The 15,940-nt window shown below is 73.9% G+C and carries 17 protein-coding genes; 12 read left to right on the top strand and 5 right to left on the bottom strand.

Annotation, left to right across the window (positions count from 1 at the left end; genetic code table 11):
• Window positions 1-114: 114 nt before the first annotated feature.
• Together ACZ6JY_RS22705 and ACZ6JY_RS22700 are read right to left on the bottom strand one after the other, a co-directional pair.
• Entirely contained in the window at window positions 115-339 is a 225-nt protein-coding gene (locus ACZ6JY_RS22705) for a hypothetical protein (RefSeq protein ID WP_469198165.1), read from the bottom strand.
• A 12-nt stretch (window positions 340-351) separates the two neighbouring features.
• The gene (locus ACZ6JY_RS22700) at window positions 352-1,650 is read right to left on the bottom strand and encodes an inorganic phosphate transporter (protein ID WP_469198163.1); all 1,299 of its coding nucleotides are present in this window, start codon (window positions 1,648-1,650) and stop codon (window positions 352-354) included.
• A gap of 759 nt (window positions 1,651-2,409) precedes the next feature.
• On the opposite strand from ACZ6JY_RS22700, the gene ACZ6JY_RS22695 reads away from it, so the two are divergent.
• From ACZ6JY_RS22695 to ACZ6JY_RS22665, 7 genes are all read left to right on the top strand, one after another.
• Window positions 2,410-3,051, top strand: a complete 642-nt coding sequence (locus ACZ6JY_RS22695) for a class II aldolase/adducin family protein (protein ID WP_469198765.1) — start codon at window positions 2,410-2,412, stop codon at window positions 3,049-3,051.
• A gap of 83 nt (window positions 3,052-3,134) precedes the next feature.
• Complete coding sequence (locus ACZ6JY_RS22690; protein WP_469198161.1) at window positions 3,135-4,271, top strand: alpha/beta hydrolase; 1,137 nt, start codon at window positions 3,135-3,137, stop codon at window positions 4,269-4,271.
• A gap of 132 nt (window positions 4,272-4,403) precedes the next feature.
• Window positions 4,404-5,849, top strand: a complete 1,446-nt coding sequence (locus ACZ6JY_RS22685; RefSeq protein WP_469198159.1) for a hypothetical protein — start codon at window positions 4,404-4,406, stop codon at window positions 5,847-5,849.
• 148 nt (window positions 5,850-5,997) lie between these two features.
• On the top strand, window positions 5,998-6,855 hold the full coding sequence (locus tag ACZ6JY_RS22680; protein ID WP_469198157.1) for a PQQ-binding-like beta-propeller repeat protein: 858 nt from the start codon (window positions 5,998-6,000) through the stop codon (window positions 6,853-6,855).
• A gap of 121 nt (window positions 6,856-6,976) precedes the next feature.
• On the top strand, window positions 6,977-8,575 hold the full coding sequence (locus ACZ6JY_RS22675) for an ABC-F family ATP-binding cassette domain-containing protein (protein ID WP_469198155.1): 1,599 nt from the start codon (window positions 6,977-6,979) through the stop codon (window positions 8,573-8,575).
• Window positions 8,576-8,966: 391 nt separating this feature from the next.
• Window positions 8,967-9,188 carry a helix-turn-helix domain-containing protein gene (locus tag ACZ6JY_RS22670; RefSeq protein ID WP_055550175.1) on the top strand — a complete coding sequence of 74 codons (222 nt, stop codon included), beginning with the start codon at window positions 8,967-8,969 and terminating at the stop codon, window positions 9,186-9,188.
• A 133-nt stretch (window positions 9,189-9,321) separates the two neighbouring features.
• Window positions 9,322-10,125: an enoyl-CoA hydratase/isomerase family protein gene (locus ACZ6JY_RS22665; RefSeq protein WP_469198152.1), complete on the top strand. Its 804-nt coding sequence runs from the start codon at window positions 9,322-9,324 to the stop codon at window positions 10,123-10,125.
• 14 nt (window positions 10,126-10,139) lie between these two features.
• On the opposite strand, the gene ACZ6JY_RS22660 is transcribed toward ACZ6JY_RS22665, so the two are convergent.
• The gene (locus ACZ6JY_RS22660) at window positions 10,140-10,874 is read right to left on the bottom strand and encodes a nucleopolyhedrovirus P10 family protein (protein ID WP_469198150.1); all 735 of its coding nucleotides are present in this window, start codon (window positions 10,872-10,874) and stop codon (window positions 10,140-10,142) included.
• Window positions 10,875-10,971: 97 nt separating this feature from the next.
• On the opposite strand from ACZ6JY_RS22660, the gene ACZ6JY_RS22655 reads away from it, so the two are divergent.
• From ACZ6JY_RS22655 to amaP, 5 genes are all read left to right on the top strand, one after another.
• Window positions 10,972-11,463: an Asp23/Gls24 family envelope stress response protein gene (locus ACZ6JY_RS22655; RefSeq protein WP_469198148.1), complete on the top strand. Its 492-nt coding sequence runs from the start codon at window positions 10,972-10,974 to the stop codon at window positions 11,461-11,463.
• An 80-nt stretch (window positions 11,464-11,543) separates the two neighbouring features.
• Window positions 11,544-11,729, top strand: coding sequence for a hypothetical protein (locus tag ACZ6JY_RS22650; protein ID WP_469198146.1), 186 nt, complete (start codon window positions 11,544-11,546; stop codon window positions 11,727-11,729).
• Window positions 11,730-11,732: 3 nt separating this feature from the next.
• Window positions 11,733-12,077, top strand: a complete 345-nt coding sequence (locus ACZ6JY_RS22645; protein ID WP_469198144.1) for an Asp23/Gls24 family envelope stress response protein — start codon at window positions 11,733-11,735, stop codon at window positions 12,075-12,077.
• The gene (locus ACZ6JY_RS22640; RefSeq protein WP_469198142.1) at window positions 12,074-12,718 is read left to right on the top strand and encodes a DUF6286 domain-containing protein; all 645 of its coding nucleotides are present in this window, start codon (window positions 12,074-12,076) and stop codon (window positions 12,716-12,718) included. Before ACZ6JY_RS22645 ends, ACZ6JY_RS22640 begins: the two co-directional genes overlap by 4 nt.
• A complete protein-coding gene (gene amaP, locus ACZ6JY_RS22635) occupies window positions 12,715-13,302 on the top strand; it encodes an alkaline shock response membrane anchor protein AmaP (RefSeq protein WP_469198140.1) in 588 nt (195 codons plus the stop codon). Before ACZ6JY_RS22640 ends, amaP begins: the two co-directional genes overlap by 4 nt.
• Before the next feature lie 32 nt (window positions 13,303-13,334).
• Here the strand turns inward: amaP and ACZ6JY_RS22630 are convergent, their stop codons facing one another.
• Both ACZ6JY_RS22630 and ACZ6JY_RS22625 read right to left on the bottom strand, forming a co-directional pair.
• Window positions 13,335-14,090: an SDR family oxidoreductase gene (locus ACZ6JY_RS22630; protein ID WP_469198138.1), complete on the bottom strand. Its 756-nt coding sequence runs from the start codon at window positions 14,088-14,090 to the stop codon at window positions 13,335-13,337.
• A 4-nt stretch (window positions 14,091-14,094) separates the two neighbouring features.
• Complete coding sequence (locus tag ACZ6JY_RS22625) at window positions 14,095-15,879, bottom strand: glycoside hydrolase family 15 protein (RefSeq protein ID WP_469198136.1); 1,785 nt, start codon at window positions 15,877-15,879, stop codon at window positions 14,095-14,097.
• Window positions 15,880-15,940: the final 61 nt, after the last annotated feature.

Here is a 15,940-nt window from a genome sequence, read left to right as displayed (position 1 = left end):
CTGCGGCGGGAGAGTGTGTTGGGGCCCACACCCGCGCCCGTACGCACAGCCCGTACGCAGAGGTGGGGCGCGCGGCGTCAGTACGCCACGCGCCCCACCTGTGGGCTCCGGTCGTCAGACGACGATCAGGAAGATCCCGTACGACACCGCCGCCGCGCAGAGCGCGAAGCAGGCGTACGCGCCGGTGCGGGCCAGGGTCGCGGAGCCGCCGCCCGAAGCGGACGCCGTCTCCTGCTTGGAGAGGCCGACGATGCCGAGGGTGAAGAGGCCCACCAGGGCCACCGTGACCACGAGGCTGACTCCGAAGACGGAGCCGAGGGCTGCCCAGTCGATGTCCATGCTGATCCGTCCTTATACCGTCGCGGGCCTGGCGGGGTCCGCCATGGCGCCGGTCGTGGTGGCGGTCGGGCCCGCGATGGTGGCCTTGACCGGTTCGTCCGAGGTGGCGGCGGCGGTCACCGGGCCCGCCGGGGGCGGGGTGACGGCGGCCATCGCGGTGGTCACGACACCCGCGGGCTCGGCGGTCGCGTGGCCGTCGTCGCGGCGGATCTCGTCGTCGGTGACATTGGTGTGGTCGACGGCGTTGCGCCGGGAGAGCACCCAGATGACGGCCGATCCTGCGACCAGGAGCGTCGCGGTGGCCGCGATGCCCCAGGGGCCCTGCTTGGTGAGGAACTCGGCGCCCGCGCCGACGAGGCCCGCGGCCGGCAGGGTCAGGCCCCACGCGACGAACATGCGGGTGGCCGTGGACCAGCGCACCACGCCGCCCTTGCGGCCGAGGCCCGCGCCCATGACGGCGCCCGAGCAGACCTGGGTGGTGGAGAGCGAGAAGCCGATGTGCGAGGAGGCGAGGATCGCCGTCGCGGCACTGGTCTGGGCGGCGAAGCCCTGCTGCGGCGCCAGGTCGGTCAGGCCCTTGCCCATGGTGCGGATGATGCGCCAGCCGCCGAGGTAGGTGCCGAGCGCGATGGCCACACCGGCCGAGACGATGACCCACATCGGGGGGTTGGCGCCCGGGTTCAGCACGCCGCCGGTGATCAGGGCGAGCGTGATGATGCCCATGGTCTTCTGCGCGTCGTTCGTGCCGTGCGCCAGCGAGACGAGGCCGGCGGAGGCGATCTGACCGGTGCGGTAGCCCTTGGAGGTCGCCTTGGCGTCGGTGTTGCGCCCGATGCGGTACGTCAGGCGCGTGGCCAGCGTCGCGGCGATACCGGCCACGAGGGGCGCGGCGATCGCGGGGATCAGGATCTTGGTGACGACGGTGCCGCCGTCGATCGACGACCAGCCCATCGACATGACCGCGGCGCCGATGAGGCCGCCGAAGAGGGCGTGGGAGGAACTGGAGGGCAGGCCGACCAGCCAGGTCAGCAGGTTCCAGAGGATCGCGCCGACGAGCGCGGCGAATATGACCTCTGTCTTGAGGCCGTCCTCGTTGACGATGCCGCCGGAGATCGTCTTGGCGACCTCGACGGAGAGGAAGGCGCCGACGAGGTTGAGCACGGCGGACATGGCCACCGCCGTCTTGGGCTTGAGAGCGCCGGTCGAGATGGTCGTCGCCATCGCGTTGGCAGTGTCGTGGAAACCGTTCGTGAAATCGAACACGAGAGCGGTAACGATCACGATCCCGAGGAGAAGCGTGATGTGTTCCATTTACCCAGGCTTCTGTTGGACGTCAGTGGCAATTGGAAGTTAGGCAACCCGGGTGAACGGAAGATGAACTGGGCCGGGCGTTGTAGTGACCCAAAGTGGAGTGTCTTCACTCCGCATCGATCGGGCCTCCGGTCGCGAGCGTACGGAAAGACCGTGGGGGTCCCGCAAATCGGCCGGAGTGTCGCCTTCCGCCACCCGGGTCCCACCCCCGCGCAGCCGGCTCGGGAGGCCTCGGGGAACCGCGAGGAGATCCTGGTCACCCCGTGTGCGGACAGCGGCGGAAAACCCGGCGCGTTGCCCGCGCGCGTGGGGGCGGACCGGGGGGCGACCCGGCGCGCGGACGCCCTTCAGTGCGCCGAGCGCGGCTGGCAGGATCGCCGCATGACTGAACACCGGCAGGACCCCGGACGCGACACGGAGCGGAACGCCCCTTCGAGGGCGACGGACGGGCCTGCGGGGGCCGCGTCGGGCGAGCCTGTGGGGGCGGCGTCGGGCGAGCCTGTGGGGGCGGCGTCGGGCGAGCCTGTGGGGACGTCGGGCGAGCCGGTGGGGGCGGCGTCGGGCGAGCCTGTGGGGGTGGCGGCGGATGGGCCCGGCGGGGTGGCGGCGGATGGGCCCGTTGGGGTGCCGTCGGACGGGCCGGTCGGGGTGGCGTCGGGCGAGCCCGGCGGGGTGGCGTCGGATGGGCCCGTGGGCGCGGCGTCGGGTGAGCCCGTCGGGGCGGCGTCGGGCGGGCCCGTCGGGGTCGCGTCGGACGCGCTGGTCCGGGCCGCGTGGGACGAGCTGGTGGAGACCGCCCGCAGGACCGTGCGGGACGGCCTCGTCGTCGGCACCTCGGGCAACGTCTCCGTGCGCGTCGGCGACACGGTCCTGATCACCCCGACCGGAGTCCCCTACGACCGGCTGCGCCCGGCGGACGTGGTCGGCGTCGACCTCGCGGGCCGGCGGGTCATCGGCGCCCTGGAGCCGACCAGCGAGCTGCCCATGCACCTGGCGGTCTACCGCTCCACCGACGCGCGGGCCGTCGTCCACACCCACGCCGTGCACGCCACCGCCGTCTCGCTCCTGGTCCCCGAGCTCCCGCCGGTCCACTACGTGACGGGCCTGCTCGGCGGCCCGGTCCGCGTCGCCCCCTACGCGCTCTACGGGACCGAGGAACTGGCCCGCACCATGCTGGACGCCCTGCGGGGACGCACCGGATGCCTCCTGCGCAACCACGGGACGGTCACCTACGGGGACTCCCTGGCCCAGGCCTACGACCGCACCGCCCAGCTCGAATGGATGTGCCGCCTGTGGCTCACGGCCAGCTCCGTCCCCGGCCTCTCGCCCACGCTCCTGACCGACGGCCAGCTCAAGGAGGCCCAGGAACGGCTGCGCGGATACGGGCAGCCGCGGGGCTGACCGAGAGCCCCGCGGGGAGTCCGCGCTCACCCCGCGGGCGCCGCCCACTGGCCCCGGGGCGCCCGTGCCCGGACACTGGAGCGGTGCGCCCAGCCAAAGCGACGGCAGCGGCCGTCATCGCAGTCACAGCCGCCCTGGGGACGGCCGCAGCCGCGATCGCTGCGGGCCGGTTCGCGAGCGACGCCGCCCTCAGAGCCCCGGCGGGTCGCCCCCTGCCGACGGAGCCCAGACTCACCGTGCACGCCACGACCCCGGACCGGGTCACGCTGACCCGCGCCCTGGCGAGCCGCCGCCCCGGCACCTACGGCCTGGTCGGCGACGGCACCCACGCCGTCGTCGGACCCGTCCTGGAGTCGGTGCCGCACAAAGCCGACACCGTCGTACGCCGCCTGGAGGCCGTCACCCGCGGCACCCTGCACGCCGGGGCGAAGGTCCGGCTCACCCCGCAGGTCCACGTCGGCGACCCGCGCACCGCGCTCGGCCTCGACCACGAGGACGTCACCGTCCCCGGCGAACTCGGCGGCCTGCCCGCCTGGCTCCTGCCGGGCACCCGCGACACCTGGGTCATCACCGTGCACGGCCTGGGCACCACCCGGGAACATCCCATGATCGTCATGGACTTCCTGCGGCGGCTGCGGCTCCCGGTCCTCGACATCGCCTACCGCGGCGACCCGGACGCGCCCCGCTCCACCGACGGCCTCGGCCACCTCGGCGAGAGCGAGTGGCGCGACGTGGACGCCGCCATCCGCTACGCCGTGCGCGGCGGCGCCCGCCACGTCGTCCTGCACGGCTGGTCCACCGGCGCCACCATGTGCCTGCACGCCGCCGCGCACTCGGCCCTGCGCGAGCACGTCAGCGGCCTCGTCCTCGACTCCCCGGTGCTCGACTGGGAGACCACCCTGCGCGCCCTCGCCTCGGCCCGGCGCACCCCCGGGCCGCTCCTTCCGCTCGCCGTGCGCGCCGCCCAGGGGCGCACCGGGCTGCGCGGCGACCGCACCCTGGCCGCCGTCGACCCCGGCGTGCTCCGGGTGCCGACGCTCCTGGTGCACGGCCCCGACGACGTCGTCGCGCCCTGGGGCCTCTCGCGCCGGCTGGCGGAGCGCCGCCCGGACCTCGTCACGATGCGCACCGTCGAGGGCGCGCCCCACGGTGCCATGTGGAACGCCGACCCCGAGGGCTACGAAGAGGCGCTGCGCCGCTTCCTCGTCCCCCTGATGTGACCCCCGGCCACCCCCTGTGACCCCTCGGTCACCGCCGCCCGCGCTCACCGTCGACCCCGCCGCGGCAGGCCTCAAGAGCCGTCGTCGCCACTCCGTTTGGGTTTTCGGACCGTCAACAGGAAGACTGCTCTCGTGACGTCCCGTACCCCGCGCGACTCCAGGCTCCGACTCGTCCGCGCCCCCTACCCGAGGGCCGACCGGCGAGGAGATGCCCAGCGCGACCCAGCGCGACCCCTCTCCGCCGCCCCCGGCGCGGTGAGCCACCGACGCACGCGCCGCCCCGCGCCACGGCCACCGGAGGGCACGCCACCGGCCTCGGAGCTGGCCCGCGGGGCACGCGCGGGCCTCGCCGACGCCGTGCGGATCGCCCGCTGGGCCGACGCGGCGCTGCGCCCGGGACCCGGCGGGGCGGCACCCGACGGCAAGGGCACCCTCTCCGACGCGACCGCCGAACGGGCCGCCGCCGAACTGGGGCTGACCCCTGATCAGGTGCGGGCCGACTGGGACACCGCACGCCTCGCGGGCCTCATCGAGGTGCACGGCGACAGCGCCCGCCCCGGCTGGCGGCTGCGCGCCTGGAACCGCGACGACACCGCCGTGCTGCGCGGCTGGGTCGCACTTTTCGACGCCTGGTCGCTGGCCCACCCCGCGCCCGCAGGCCTGCCCCCCGCCGGGGTCGCCGAGGCCGTCGAGGCCATGCCGCAGGTGCTCTCTCTCCTCCAGCTCTCGGCGGGACCCGTCCCCGTGCCGCAGCTCCTCGACCTCCTGGAGCAGCGTGTCGAGGAGCTGCGCACCGAGCGCTGCGAGATCCCCTACGACCAGCCGGGCCCCGCGGCCGACCAGAGCGCGGAGGCGGTCCCGCTGCCCGCCCTCCTCGACTGGGCCCTGCACGGCCTCGCCTCCGTCGGCGCGCTGACCTACGCCGAGGGCCAGGCCACGCTCACCCCGCTCGGCAGCTGGGCGGTCTGGGTCAAGCTGGAGCAGATCTGCGTCGCCGCGCAGAGCCCCGCCGGGCACATCGAGCAGTCCGCCGAGGACATGCTCCGGGGCTGCGCCCGCCTGCGGCCCAACGCCGCCCGCGCCGAATACCGCGCCTGGCTCGCCGCCCGCCCCGTCGGCAGCGCCGTCACCGACCTGCTCACCGCCGCCAGGGGCGAGGACGCCCTGCTGCGCGGCCTCGCCTTCGAGGCCCTGCGCGTGGTCGGCGCCCCGGCCGAGGCGGACGTCAGGGCCGTCGTCGAGGAGGCCTCGCTGCGCCCCTACGCCCTGCTCTGGCTCGCCGAGCAGGAGGGCGCCGACCCCGAGGACGTCCACCTCGTGCTGAGCCGCGAGGAGTCCACCTGGCTCTGGATCGACACCGCGGCGGCCGTCGCGGACCACGGAGAGGCCCAACTCCTCGTGCGGCACCTGGAGTCGGCGGTCCAGCCGACCGTGCCCGCCCTGCTCGACGAGGTGCGTCGCGCGGGGCACCCCCGTACGGTCCAGGTCCTGGTCGCGCTCGCCGCGGCGCACCCCGACCCGGCGCTCGCCAAGGCCGTGCGCCGCGCCGCCTTCCAGGTGCACACCGGCGGGGAGTGAGCGGGCCGCGCGGGACGCCGCACGGAGGTCCGAACGGGGGACGGCGGCGACCGCCCCCGCCGTGTCGCCACCGCACCCCGCGGCTGCGGGGAATCCCCGCCGCTACGCTCTGCGCCTGGTCCGTGGCACCGGCATCGAAGGGGGCCTCATGTCCGCTGCGCCGCTCGACGCGGACGGCCTGCCGCGCGGGACGGCCGGGCCCCGGAAGCGGCGACCGGCCCTTGGCCTCGCCCCGGCCCGCCGAGGCACCGCCCCGGCCCGCAGAGGCACCCGTATCGCCCTCCCCGTGGCCCTCGCGCTCCTGGCCGTGCCGCTGATCACCGCCGCCCACCACTCGCGGCCCGCCCCCTACGGAGACCGCCTCACCGTCCACGCGCGCGTGGCCGGTGCCGGGCCGGCAGCGCCCCCGGGGCTGCGGACCAGGGGCGGCGCGGTCGAGGCGTACGACCGCGGGAGCGGCGAGGCCCGCTGGACGTACACGAGGAAGGGCCGCACGCCCGTCACGCTGCTCGCCGCCCCGGGGCACGCCTTCGCGCTCTGGAGCGACGGCCTTGTCACGGACACGGTCACGGAAACCGGCACCGGCACCCGCACCGCACGCGGCGGCTCCGTGCGCTGGCACCGTGCCATCCCCGCGAGCGCCGCCTGGCTGCGCACCCCCGAGGCGCGCGGCGGCGCCGGGGTCCTGCGGCCCCTGGCTCCCGGCGCCCGCATGCTGGCCGTGGTCACCCCGCACCGCATCGCCGCCTACCGCGCCGCCGACGGGGACCTGCGCTGGGTGCTGCCCGCCCGCCGCGGCTGCGCCTTCGAGCCCGCCCGCTCGGTCCGGCGCGGCGGCGCCCTCATGGTCGCCCAGCCCTGCACGGGGTCGGCGGCCTCCTGGACGTCCCAGGTCATCGCGGTGGACGGCTACGGAAGAATCGTTCCGGGCCGCACCCCTCTCGGCAACGGAGACCTGGCGGGCGGGGGCGCGCGCGGCGACGGTGGCGGGCGGCCAGAAATTTAATTGCGCTGGGCCGTTAGAATGGCTGTCATGGCAGCTCCTCTCCTCAGTTGGACGGCGTAGACACCGGCCCCGAGCACCTCTGTCGTCCCTCTCGCCGTCCACCCTGTTCAGGAGTACCCCCGTGATCACCGCTTCCGGCATCGAGCTGCGCGCCGGCGCCCGCATCCTCATCGAGAGCGCCACCTTCCGCATCGCGAAGGGCGACCGTATCGGCCTCGTGGGCCGCAATGGGGCGGGCAAGACCACCCTCACCAAGTGCCTGGCGGGCGAGGGCACCCCCGCGGGCGGCACCATCGCGCGCTCCGGGGAGGTCGGCTACCTCCCGCAGGACCCCCGCACCGGTGACCTCGACGTGCTCGCCCGCGACCGCATCCTCTCGGCGCGCGGCCTCGACACACTGATCCGCAAGATGCGCGAGAACGAACAGCGCATCGCGAACGGCGCGGGTGCCACCCGGGAGAAGGCCCTCAAGCAGTACGAGCGCCAGGAGACCGAGTTCCTCACCAAGGGCGGGTACTCCGCCGAGGCCGAGGCCGCCACCATCGCCGCCGCGCTGAACCTCCCCGACCGTGTGCTCGGCCAGCCCCTGCACACGCTCTCCGGTGGTCAGCGCCGCCGCATCGAGCTGGCCCGCATCCTCTTCTCGGACGCCGACACACTCCTCCTGGACGAGCCGACCAACCACCTCGACGCCGACTCCATCGTCTGGCTGCGGGACTACCTGAAGACCTACCGCGGCGGCTTCGTCGTGATCTCCCACGACGTCGACCTGGTCGAGACGGTCGTCAACAAGGTCTTCTACCTGGACGCCAACCGCGCCCAGATCGACGTCTACAACATGGGCTGGAAGCTCTACCAGCAGCAGCGCGAGTCCGACGAGAAGCGCCGCAAGCGCGAGCGTCAGAACGCCGAGAAGAAGGCCGCGACGCTCCACTCGCAGGCCGACAAGATGCGCGCCAAGGCGACCAAGACCGTCGCGGCCCAGAACATGGCGCGGCGCGCGGACAAGCTCCTCGCGGGCCTGGAGGCGGTGCGCCAGAGCGACAAGGTCGCCAAGCTCCGCTTCCCCGAGCCCTCGCCGTGCGGCAAGACGCCGCTCATGGCCGAGGGACTGTCGAAGTCGTACGGCTCGCTGGAGATCTTCACCGACGTCGACCTCGCGATCGACAAGGGTTCGCGCGTGGTCATCCTCGGCCTCAACGGCGCGGGCAAGACCACCCTGCTGCGGCTGCTCGGCGGCGCCGAGACGCCCGACACCGGCCGGATCATCGAGGGCCACGGCCTCAAGCTCGGCTATTACGCGCAGGAGCACGAGACCCTGGACCCCGAGCGCACGGTCCTGGAGAACATGCGCTCGGCCGCGCCCGACCTCGACCTCGTCGAGGTGCGCAAGACGCTCGGCTCGTTCCTCTTCTCCGGGGACGACGTCGACAAGCCCGCCGGGGTGCTCTCCGGCGGCGAGAAGACCCGGCTCGCGCTCGCGACGCTGGTCGTCTCGTCGGCCAACGTCCTGCTGCTCGACGAGCCCACCAACAACCTCGACCCGGCGAGCCGCGAGGAGATCCTCGGCGCCCTGCGGACCTACAAGGGCGCGGTCGTCCTCGTCACCCACGACGAGGGCGCGGTGGACGCGCTCCAGCCGGAGCGGATCATTCTGCTGCCGGACGGCGTGGAGGACCTGTGGGGCCAGGACTACGCGGACCTGGTCGCCCTCGCCTGAGCCGCGCGTCGCGCTCCCCGCGCACCGTGCGGCGCGGCGGCGTCCACTCAGCGTGATCGAACCATTGATCCACTGCGTATGGATCATTCGGCCGATCCGTGATCCCTCATCTGTGTGAGCTGTCCTCGTACCGAGGTGTGTCCTACACGGATTTCGTGGCCGCGCTGTGGGATGTGGAAGGCGCCTGCCTCGGACGCCCCTGACCTGCTTGTTCTCCGTGGCGCCAGTGCGTGTAAGGAAAATCCATCGTGCGGAATCGTTAATTCCACTCGTGGTGGACGCTTCCGGAACGACGAACATCGTCGTACGGACCTTGCCGAATGGGTGGCCAGGAAGCCCATGAGGGGTGATCATGAGAAGTCCAGAGCGCACTTCCCATGAGGAGGCACGGGTGGCCGAGACTCTGAAGAAGGGCAGCCGGGTAACCGGCGCCGCGCGCGACAAGCTCGCGGCAGACCTGAAGAAGAAATACGACGGCGGTGCGAGCATCCGGGCGTTGGCCGAAGAGACCGGCCGTTCGTACGGTTTTGTGCACCGGATGTTGAGCGAGTCCGGCGTCACGCTGCGGGGACGCGGCGGGGCGACGCGAGGCAAGAAGGCCGCCGCCGGCTGATCGGGGCGGCGCGCTGTTCCATGGTCCGATGGTGGCCACCCGGTCGATCACGTGATCGGCCGGGTGGTTACTGTGCAGTCACTTACGGGCGCTTTCACGCGTCCGGCCCGACCGCACCCCACCGGAGGCATCCATGGCTTCGACCGACAGCGAGCTCGCACCGGTTCTCGACAAGGACGGCGTACGCCTCACCATCGACGAGGCTGTCGCCACGGTGACGCTGACCAACCCGGCCAAACGTAACGCCCAATCTCCCGCGCTGTGGAGGGCGTTGGCCGAGGCGGGTCAGCTGCTGCCGGGCAGCGTCCGTGTCGTGGTGCTGCGCGGAGAGGGCAAGTCCTTCTCCGCGGGCCTCGACCGGCAGGCGTTCACGCCCGAGGGCTTCGACGGCGAGCCGTCCTTCATCGATCTGGCACGCGGCGGTGACGGCGTCCTCGACGCCACGATCGCCGAGTACCAGGAGGCGTTCACCTGGTGGCGGCGGAGCGACATCGTGTCCGTCGCCGCCGTCCAGGGGCATGCCATCGGCGCCGGTTTCCAGCTCGCGCTCGCCTGCGATCTGCGGATCGCGGCGGACGACGTGCAGTTCGCCATGCGCGAGACCAGCCTGGGCCTGGTCCCCGACCTCACCGGCACGCATCCGCTGGTGGGGCTCGTCGGCTATGCCCGCGCCCTGGAGATCTGCGCCACCGGACGTTTCGTCCACGCGGACGAGGCCGAGCGGGTGGGCCTCGCCAATCTCGTCGTGCCCGCGGACCAGCTCGGCTCCGCCGCCGAGGACCTGGCCGCCGCGCTCGTCGCCGCGCCGCGCGACGCCGTCATCGAGACCAAGGCGCTGCTCCAGGGCGCCACGGGCCGTACGTACGAGGAGCAGCGCGTCGCCGAGCGGGCCGCGCAGGGCCGCAGGCTCCGCGACCTCGCGGGCCTCGGCGACTGACGCCACGGCCCTCCTCACTCCACCGCGGTGATCAGTACCGCCACCGAGGGATGGTCCGGCAGGGCCTTCGCCACCGCCGCGCGGACCGCGAGCGCCACGTCGAGGGGGCGGTGCCCGCCGCCGGTCGCGAGCTCCACGCGCGCGTGGCGGCGCGGCAGCGCGTTGGCCGCGGGGCGCTCCTCGATGTGCACGGCCGGGCCCAGCGCGCGGCTCAGCCGGGTCGCCCCCGGCACGGCCAGCGCGGCCCGTCCGGCGCGCGACGCGTCGCTTCGGCCATCGGCCGCCGCCGCGCCCACGTCCGGCTCCTGCCGTACGCCGTCCGCGGCCTTGGGCGTCACCTGTTCGGCGGCATGCGCCTCGTCGAGCAGTGCCGTCACCCGCAGGTCCACCTCGGGAGCCACCAGGCCGAGCCGGTGCGCCGCCGCCAGGAGCGCCGCGCGCAGCCGGTCGGCCGCCATGGGCAGGGGCTCGCTCGCCACGGCCGCGAAGTCCGCCGTGATCCGCAGCGGCCCCGGCGGCAGCGCGCTCGGCGGCGGCGGCACGGCCGCGGCCCGCGCCCCCTCCGGACCGGCAGGGGCGATGCGGAGCGTGCCCAGTCGTACGCCGGTGACCTCGCGCGTCGCCCGGCGCAACGCGCTGTCCGCCGCCGCCTCCGTCACCCATGTGCCGTCTTCGGCGTCGCCGAGCGGCAGCACCCTGCCGAGCCCGAGCTGCCGCCGTACCGCCTGGGTCCAACCGTCACCCGTCATGGTCTCCAGCCTGCCGCATCCCCGGAGCGCTGCCGCGCAACCGGACTTAATGTGGCGAGGGAAAGCACATCCCCCTTTCGGAACGGACGGGACGGCGATGACCGACATCGGACAGCGGAAGACGTCTCAGACGCTGCGGCAGGACTCCCCGACGGAGGCGTCGGCGAGAGGCCCGGCCGGGCGCGGCACCAGCGGCGGTGCCCCGGCGGGCCGCGGCCGGACCACCATCGCGGACGGCGTCGTCGAGAAGATCGCCGGGCTCGCCGCGCGTGACGTCGAGGGCGTGCACGCGATGGGCGGCGGATTCGCGCGGACCTTCGGGGCCGTGCGCGACCGGGTGCCCGGCGGTTCGAAATCCGTCTCGCGCGGCGTGAAGGCGGAGGTCGGCGAGGTACAGACCGCGCTCGACCTGGAGATCGTCGTCGAGTACGGCGTCGCGATCGCGGACGTCGCCCGTGACGTACGGGAGAACGTGGTCGCCGCCGTGGAGCGCATGACCGGGCTTGAGGTCGTCGAGGTCAACATCGCCGTGAGCGACGTGAAGCTGCCCGACGAGGACGACGAGGAACCCGAGGGCCGCCTCCAGTAGGCCCCGCGGCGCAGCCACGTCCCGAGAAGCAGCGCCCGAGAAGCAGCGCACGACGAGCAGTGCACGATGAGGAGCGCACGATGAGTATGGCCGTGATCGGCATGGTGGCAGGGATGGCGCTCGGCTTCGCCGGATACTTCGGCGGATTCGGTGCGTTCCTTCTGGTGGCCGCCCTGGGCGCCGTCGGCTTCGTGGCGGGCCGGTTCCTCGACGGGGACCTGGAACCCGGCGAGTTCTTCCGTACCCGCGGCGACCGGCGGCGGTGAGCGGTGGCGGCACAGGTCGCGCCCGGGGAGCGCGGCGCCACCCGGATCGCCGACCGGGTCGTCGCGAAGATCGCCGCACAGGCGGCGCGTGAGGCCGTGGACGAGGTACCGGCCGACGGCTCGCCGCCGCACGCCACGGTCGCCGTGAACCAGGGCACCGCCCGCGTCCGCGTCAGCCTCGAACTGGACTATCCCTGCGACATCGGCGGCCGCTGCGGCACCGTGCGCCGCCATGTCGCCGAGCGGGTGAAGGCGTTGGCGGGCATGGACGTGCCCGAAGTGGCGGTCCAGGTGGAGCGGCTGTACTCGGCGCGGGTCCGCGCCGCGGCACAGGGGAGGACACGATGAGGGAGGCCGAGGGGGGCGGCGCCACCCAGCAGCCGCCGGTCGTCGAAGAGGACACCGCCGGCCACCGGTCGCCGCCCACGTTCGCCGAGGACGGCGCCGGTTCCGGACGGTTCTGGTCCCGCCGCCGGGTGCCCGCAGCGCTGCTCGCCGTGCTGCTCCTCGCCGGTACGGGACTGCTCCTGTACGACATCGTCGCCGTACGGACCGATCACCCCGCGATGCGCTGGCGGCGCGAGCTCGCCCGGGGTCTCGCGGAGCGCCCCCTCGATGACACGGCGGTGCTCGTCGGGGCGGGCGTCGCCGCGGCGCTCGGCCTCTGGCTGCTCGTGCTCGCCGCGACGCCGGGGGAGCGCGGGCTCCTGCCGATGCGGCGCACCCACCCCGACGTGCGCGCGGGGATCGAACGGACCGCCGCCGCCACGATGCTGCGCGACCGCGCGATGGACGTGCCCGGCGTGCAGTCCGTGCGGGTCCGCATGAAGCGCTCCAAGGTGAAGGTGCGTGCCGTCTCGCACTTCCGCGAACTCGACGACGTACGCGACGACCTGGACACGACGATGGCCGACGGCATCCACGACCTCGGGCTCACCCGGGAGCCCGGCCTCTCGGTCCACGTCGCCCGGCCAGGCAGGAAGGGGTGAGCGCCGTGCCGCGCACGGTCAACCGCGTGCTCCTGGCCCTGGCCGGGCTCGTCCTTCTCGTCCTCGGCGGCTCCGTGCTCGCCGTGGGGCTCGGCGCGCCGCCGCCCTCCTGGTGGATCCACGACGGCCGGCACGACGTGCTGCTCAGCGACGCCGACCGGACCCGTTGGCGGGACGCCGGATGGTTCTGGCCGGTGGTCATCGGCGCACTCGCGCTGCTCGTGCTGCTCACGCTCTGGTGGCTCTCGGCGCAGCTCCGCAGGCGCCGTCTCGCGGAGGTCCTGGTGGATACCGGCGACGGCGAGGGCGCCCTGCTGCGCGGCCGCGCCCTGGAGAACGTCCTGGCCGGCGAGGCCGAGGCGCAGGACGGCGTCGAGCGCGCCCGGGCCGTCCTGACCGGGCGGCGCGGTGCGCCGCGGGTGCGCGCGGAGCTCGCCCTGGAACCCCACGCCGCGCCCGCCGACGCACTGCACCACTTCTGTGCCGGAACCCTCGCCCGCGCCCGTGACTCGGCGGGCCTCGCGAGCCTGCCCGCCAGGGTCCGGCTGCGCGGCGTCAAGCACCGGGCCCGGCGCGTGAGCTGACTGAGCTTTCCGCTCTGTGAGGGGCGGGGGCGTCAGAAGCCGCTGCGGGCCCCGCCGTCCACCGGCACCATGATTCCCGTCAGGTACGAGGCCGCGGGCGAGAGCAGGAACGCGGCCGTGCGGCCGAACTCCTCCGGGGTGCCGTAGCGGCGCAGGGGGATGCTCGCCTCGTTGGCGGCGCGGGTGGCCTCCGGGTCCGGGGAAAGGCCGTCGAGCTGACGCATGCGGTCGGTGCCGATGCGGCCGGGGAGCACGCCCACGACGCGGATGCCGCGCGGGCCGAGCTCGTCGGCCAGCGACTTGGCGAACCCGGCGAGGCCGGGCCGCAGGCCGTTGGAGATGGTGAGGCCCGCGATCGGCTCGTACACCGAACCGGAGAGCACGAACCCGATGACGCCGCCCTCACCCAGCTCCGCGGCGGCGGAACGGGCGAGCCGCACGGCACCGAGGAAGACCGAGTCGAAGGCCGCCTGCCACTGCTCGTCGGTGTTGTCGGCGACGAAGCCGGGCGCGGGCCCCCCGACGCTGATCAGTACGCCGTCGAAGCCGCCGAAGTTCTCGCGCGCCGCCGCGATCAGACGGCCCGCGACGGCCGGGTCCGCGTTGTCGGCGGCGACGCCCACCGCGTTCTCGCCGAGCTCGGCGGCGGCCTCCGCGACGGTCTTCTCGTCGCGCCCGGTGACGACGACCTTCGCGCCGTCCGCGACGAGCTGACGCGCGGTGGCGTTGCCGAGGCCGCGGGTGGCGCCGGTGACTACGTAGACACGGTTTTCCAGTCCAAGATCCATGCGCCTATCCTCCCGCGTCCGCCCCGTAGAGCGCGAGGGCGGTGTTCACCAGGCCGATGTGGCTGAACGCCTGCGGGAAGTTGCCGAGCTGGCGGCCGCTCACCGGGTCGTACTCCTCCGCGAGCAGGCCCACGTCGTTGCAGAGCCCCACCAGGCGCTCGAACAGCTCGCGCGCCTCCTTCGTGCGCCCCGTCATGTGCAGGGCGTCCGCCAGCCAGAAGGAGCAGACGAGGAAGGTGCCCTCCTCGCCGGGCAGGCCGTCGACGGTGTTCCCCGCCGAGGTGTAGCGCAGCATCAGGCCGTGGTGGTCAAGCTCGGCGCGGACCGCGTCGACCGTGCCGATGACGCGAGGGTCGTCGGGGGGCAGGAAACCCGTACGGGGGATGAGCAGCAGCGCGGCGTCCAGTTCGGTGGAGCCGTAGTACTGGGTGAAGGTGTTGCGCTCGGCGTCGTAGCCGCGCTCGCAGACCTCGCGGTGGATCTCGTCCCGCAGCTCACGCCAGCACTCGACGTCGCCGCGGAGGTCCGGGTGCTCCTCCAGGGTGCGTACCGCCCGGTCCGCGGCGACCCATGCCATCACCTTGGAGTGCACGAAGTGGCGGTCGGGGCCACGCATCTCCCACAGGCCCCTGTCCGGCTCACGCCACTTCCCGCGCAGGAACTGAAGGAGGCTGAGCTGGAGGTTCCAGGCGTGCGGGCGGCGGTGCAGGCCCGCCGCGCGCGCGAGGTACAGGGAGTCGGCGACCTCGCCGTACACGTCGAGCTGGAGCTGGTTCACGGCCTCGTTGCCGATGTGCACCGGGCGGGAGCCCTCGTAGCCGGCCAGCCACGGGATCTCGTACTCCGGCAGGCGCCGCTCACCGGCGAGGCCGTACACGATCTGGAGGTCGTCGGCGTTGCCGGCGACCGCGCGGAGCAGCCAGTCGCGCCAGGCCTCGGCCTCCTCCAGATAGCCGACCGCGAGCAGGGCGTTCAGCGTGAGGGTGGAGTCGCGCAGCCAGCAGTAGCGGTAGTCCCAGTTCCGTACGCCGCCGATCTCCTCGGGCAGGGACGTCGTGGGGGCGGCCACGATGCCGCCGGTCGGGGCGTAGGTGAGGGCCTTGAGGGTGATGAGGGAGCGGACGACGGTGTCGCGGTGCGGTCCTTCGTAGTTGCAGCGGGCGGCCCAGACGTGCCAGTCGGACAGGCTGTCGCGCAGCGCTTCGTAGGGGTCGATCAGGGGCGGGCGCGGCTCGTGCGAGGGGTGCCAGGTGAGGACGAACGCCACCTTCTCGCCCTCTGCGACGGTGAACTCGGAGTGGGTGCCGTAGGCGTGGCCCCAGGTGTGCACCTGGGGCTCGCTGCGCAGCCAGACCGAGTCGGGGCCCGCGATGGCGACGCGGTGGCCGTCCACCTGGCGCATCCATGGCACGACCGAGCCGTAGTCGAAGCGGAGCCGCAGCGTGCTGCGGACGGTGACGCTGCCCCTGAGGCCTTCGACGATGCGTACGACGTCGGGGGCGCGGTCACGCTGCGGCATGAAGTCGGTGACGCGCACGGAGCCGTCCGCCGTGTCCCACTCCGAGTCGAGGACGAGGGAGTCCGGCCGGTAGGCGCGGCGGGTGCAGGCGCCCGCGTCCTTTGGGGCGATGCGCCAGTGGCCGTTCTCCTCGTCGCCCAGCAGGGCGGCGAAGCAGGCGGCGGAGTCGAAGCGGGGCAGGCACAGCCAGTCCAGCGAGCCGTCACTGCCGATGAGGGCGGCGGTCTGATGGTCGCCGATGAGCGCGAGGTCTTCGATGGGGCGGGACACGCAGAACGCGTTCCCGCGAGTCGGCTCCGCCAATCGGTGAGCGGAGACAATCGGTGCCGAA

Source organism: Streptomyces sp. NPDC046335 (genome assembly GCF_055587985.1).
The sequence above is the reverse complement of the archived record's forward strand: the minus strand, read 5'-3'. Positions and strand labels throughout refer to the sequence as shown.

What these genes read in the sequence shown, in the direction of transcription:
- ACZ6JY_RS22655 (WP_469198148.1), top strand. Translation starts at nt 10,972, where the DNA reads ATGACCGACATCGGACAGCGGAAGACGTCTCAGACGCTGCGGCAGGAC.
- ACZ6JY_RS22705 (WP_469198165.1), bottom strand. Translation starts at nt 339, where the DNA reads ATGGACATCGACTGGGCAGCCCTCGGCTCCGTCTTCGGAGTCAGCCTC.
- ACZ6JY_RS22660 (WP_469198150.1), bottom strand. Translation starts at nt 10,874, where the DNA reads ATGACGGGTGACGGTTGGACCCAGGCGGTACGGCGGCAGCTCGGGCTC.
- ACZ6JY_RS22630 (WP_469198138.1), bottom strand. Translation starts at nt 14,090, where the DNA reads ATGGATCTTGGACTGGAAAACCGTGTCTACGTAGTCACCGGCGCCACC.
- ACZ6JY_RS22650 (WP_469198146.1), top strand. Translation starts at nt 11,544, where the DNA reads ATGAGTATGGCCGTGATCGGCATGGTGGCAGGGATGGCGCTCGGCTTC.
- ACZ6JY_RS22700 (WP_469198163.1), bottom strand. Translation starts at nt 1,650, where the DNA reads ATGGAACACATCACGCTTCTCCTCGGGATCGTGATCGTTACCGCTCTC.
- ACZ6JY_RS22680 (WP_469198157.1), top strand. Translation starts at nt 5,998, where the DNA reads ATGTCCGCTGCGCCGCTCGACGCGGACGGCCTGCCGCGCGGGACGGCC.
- ACZ6JY_RS22665 (WP_469198152.1), top strand. Translation starts at nt 9,322, where the DNA reads ATGGCTTCGACCGACAGCGAGCTCGCACCGGTTCTCGACAAGGACGGC.
- ACZ6JY_RS22640 (WP_469198142.1), top strand. Translation starts at nt 12,074, where the DNA reads ATGAGGGAGGCCGAGGGGGGCGGCGCCACCCAGCAGCCGCCGGTCGTC.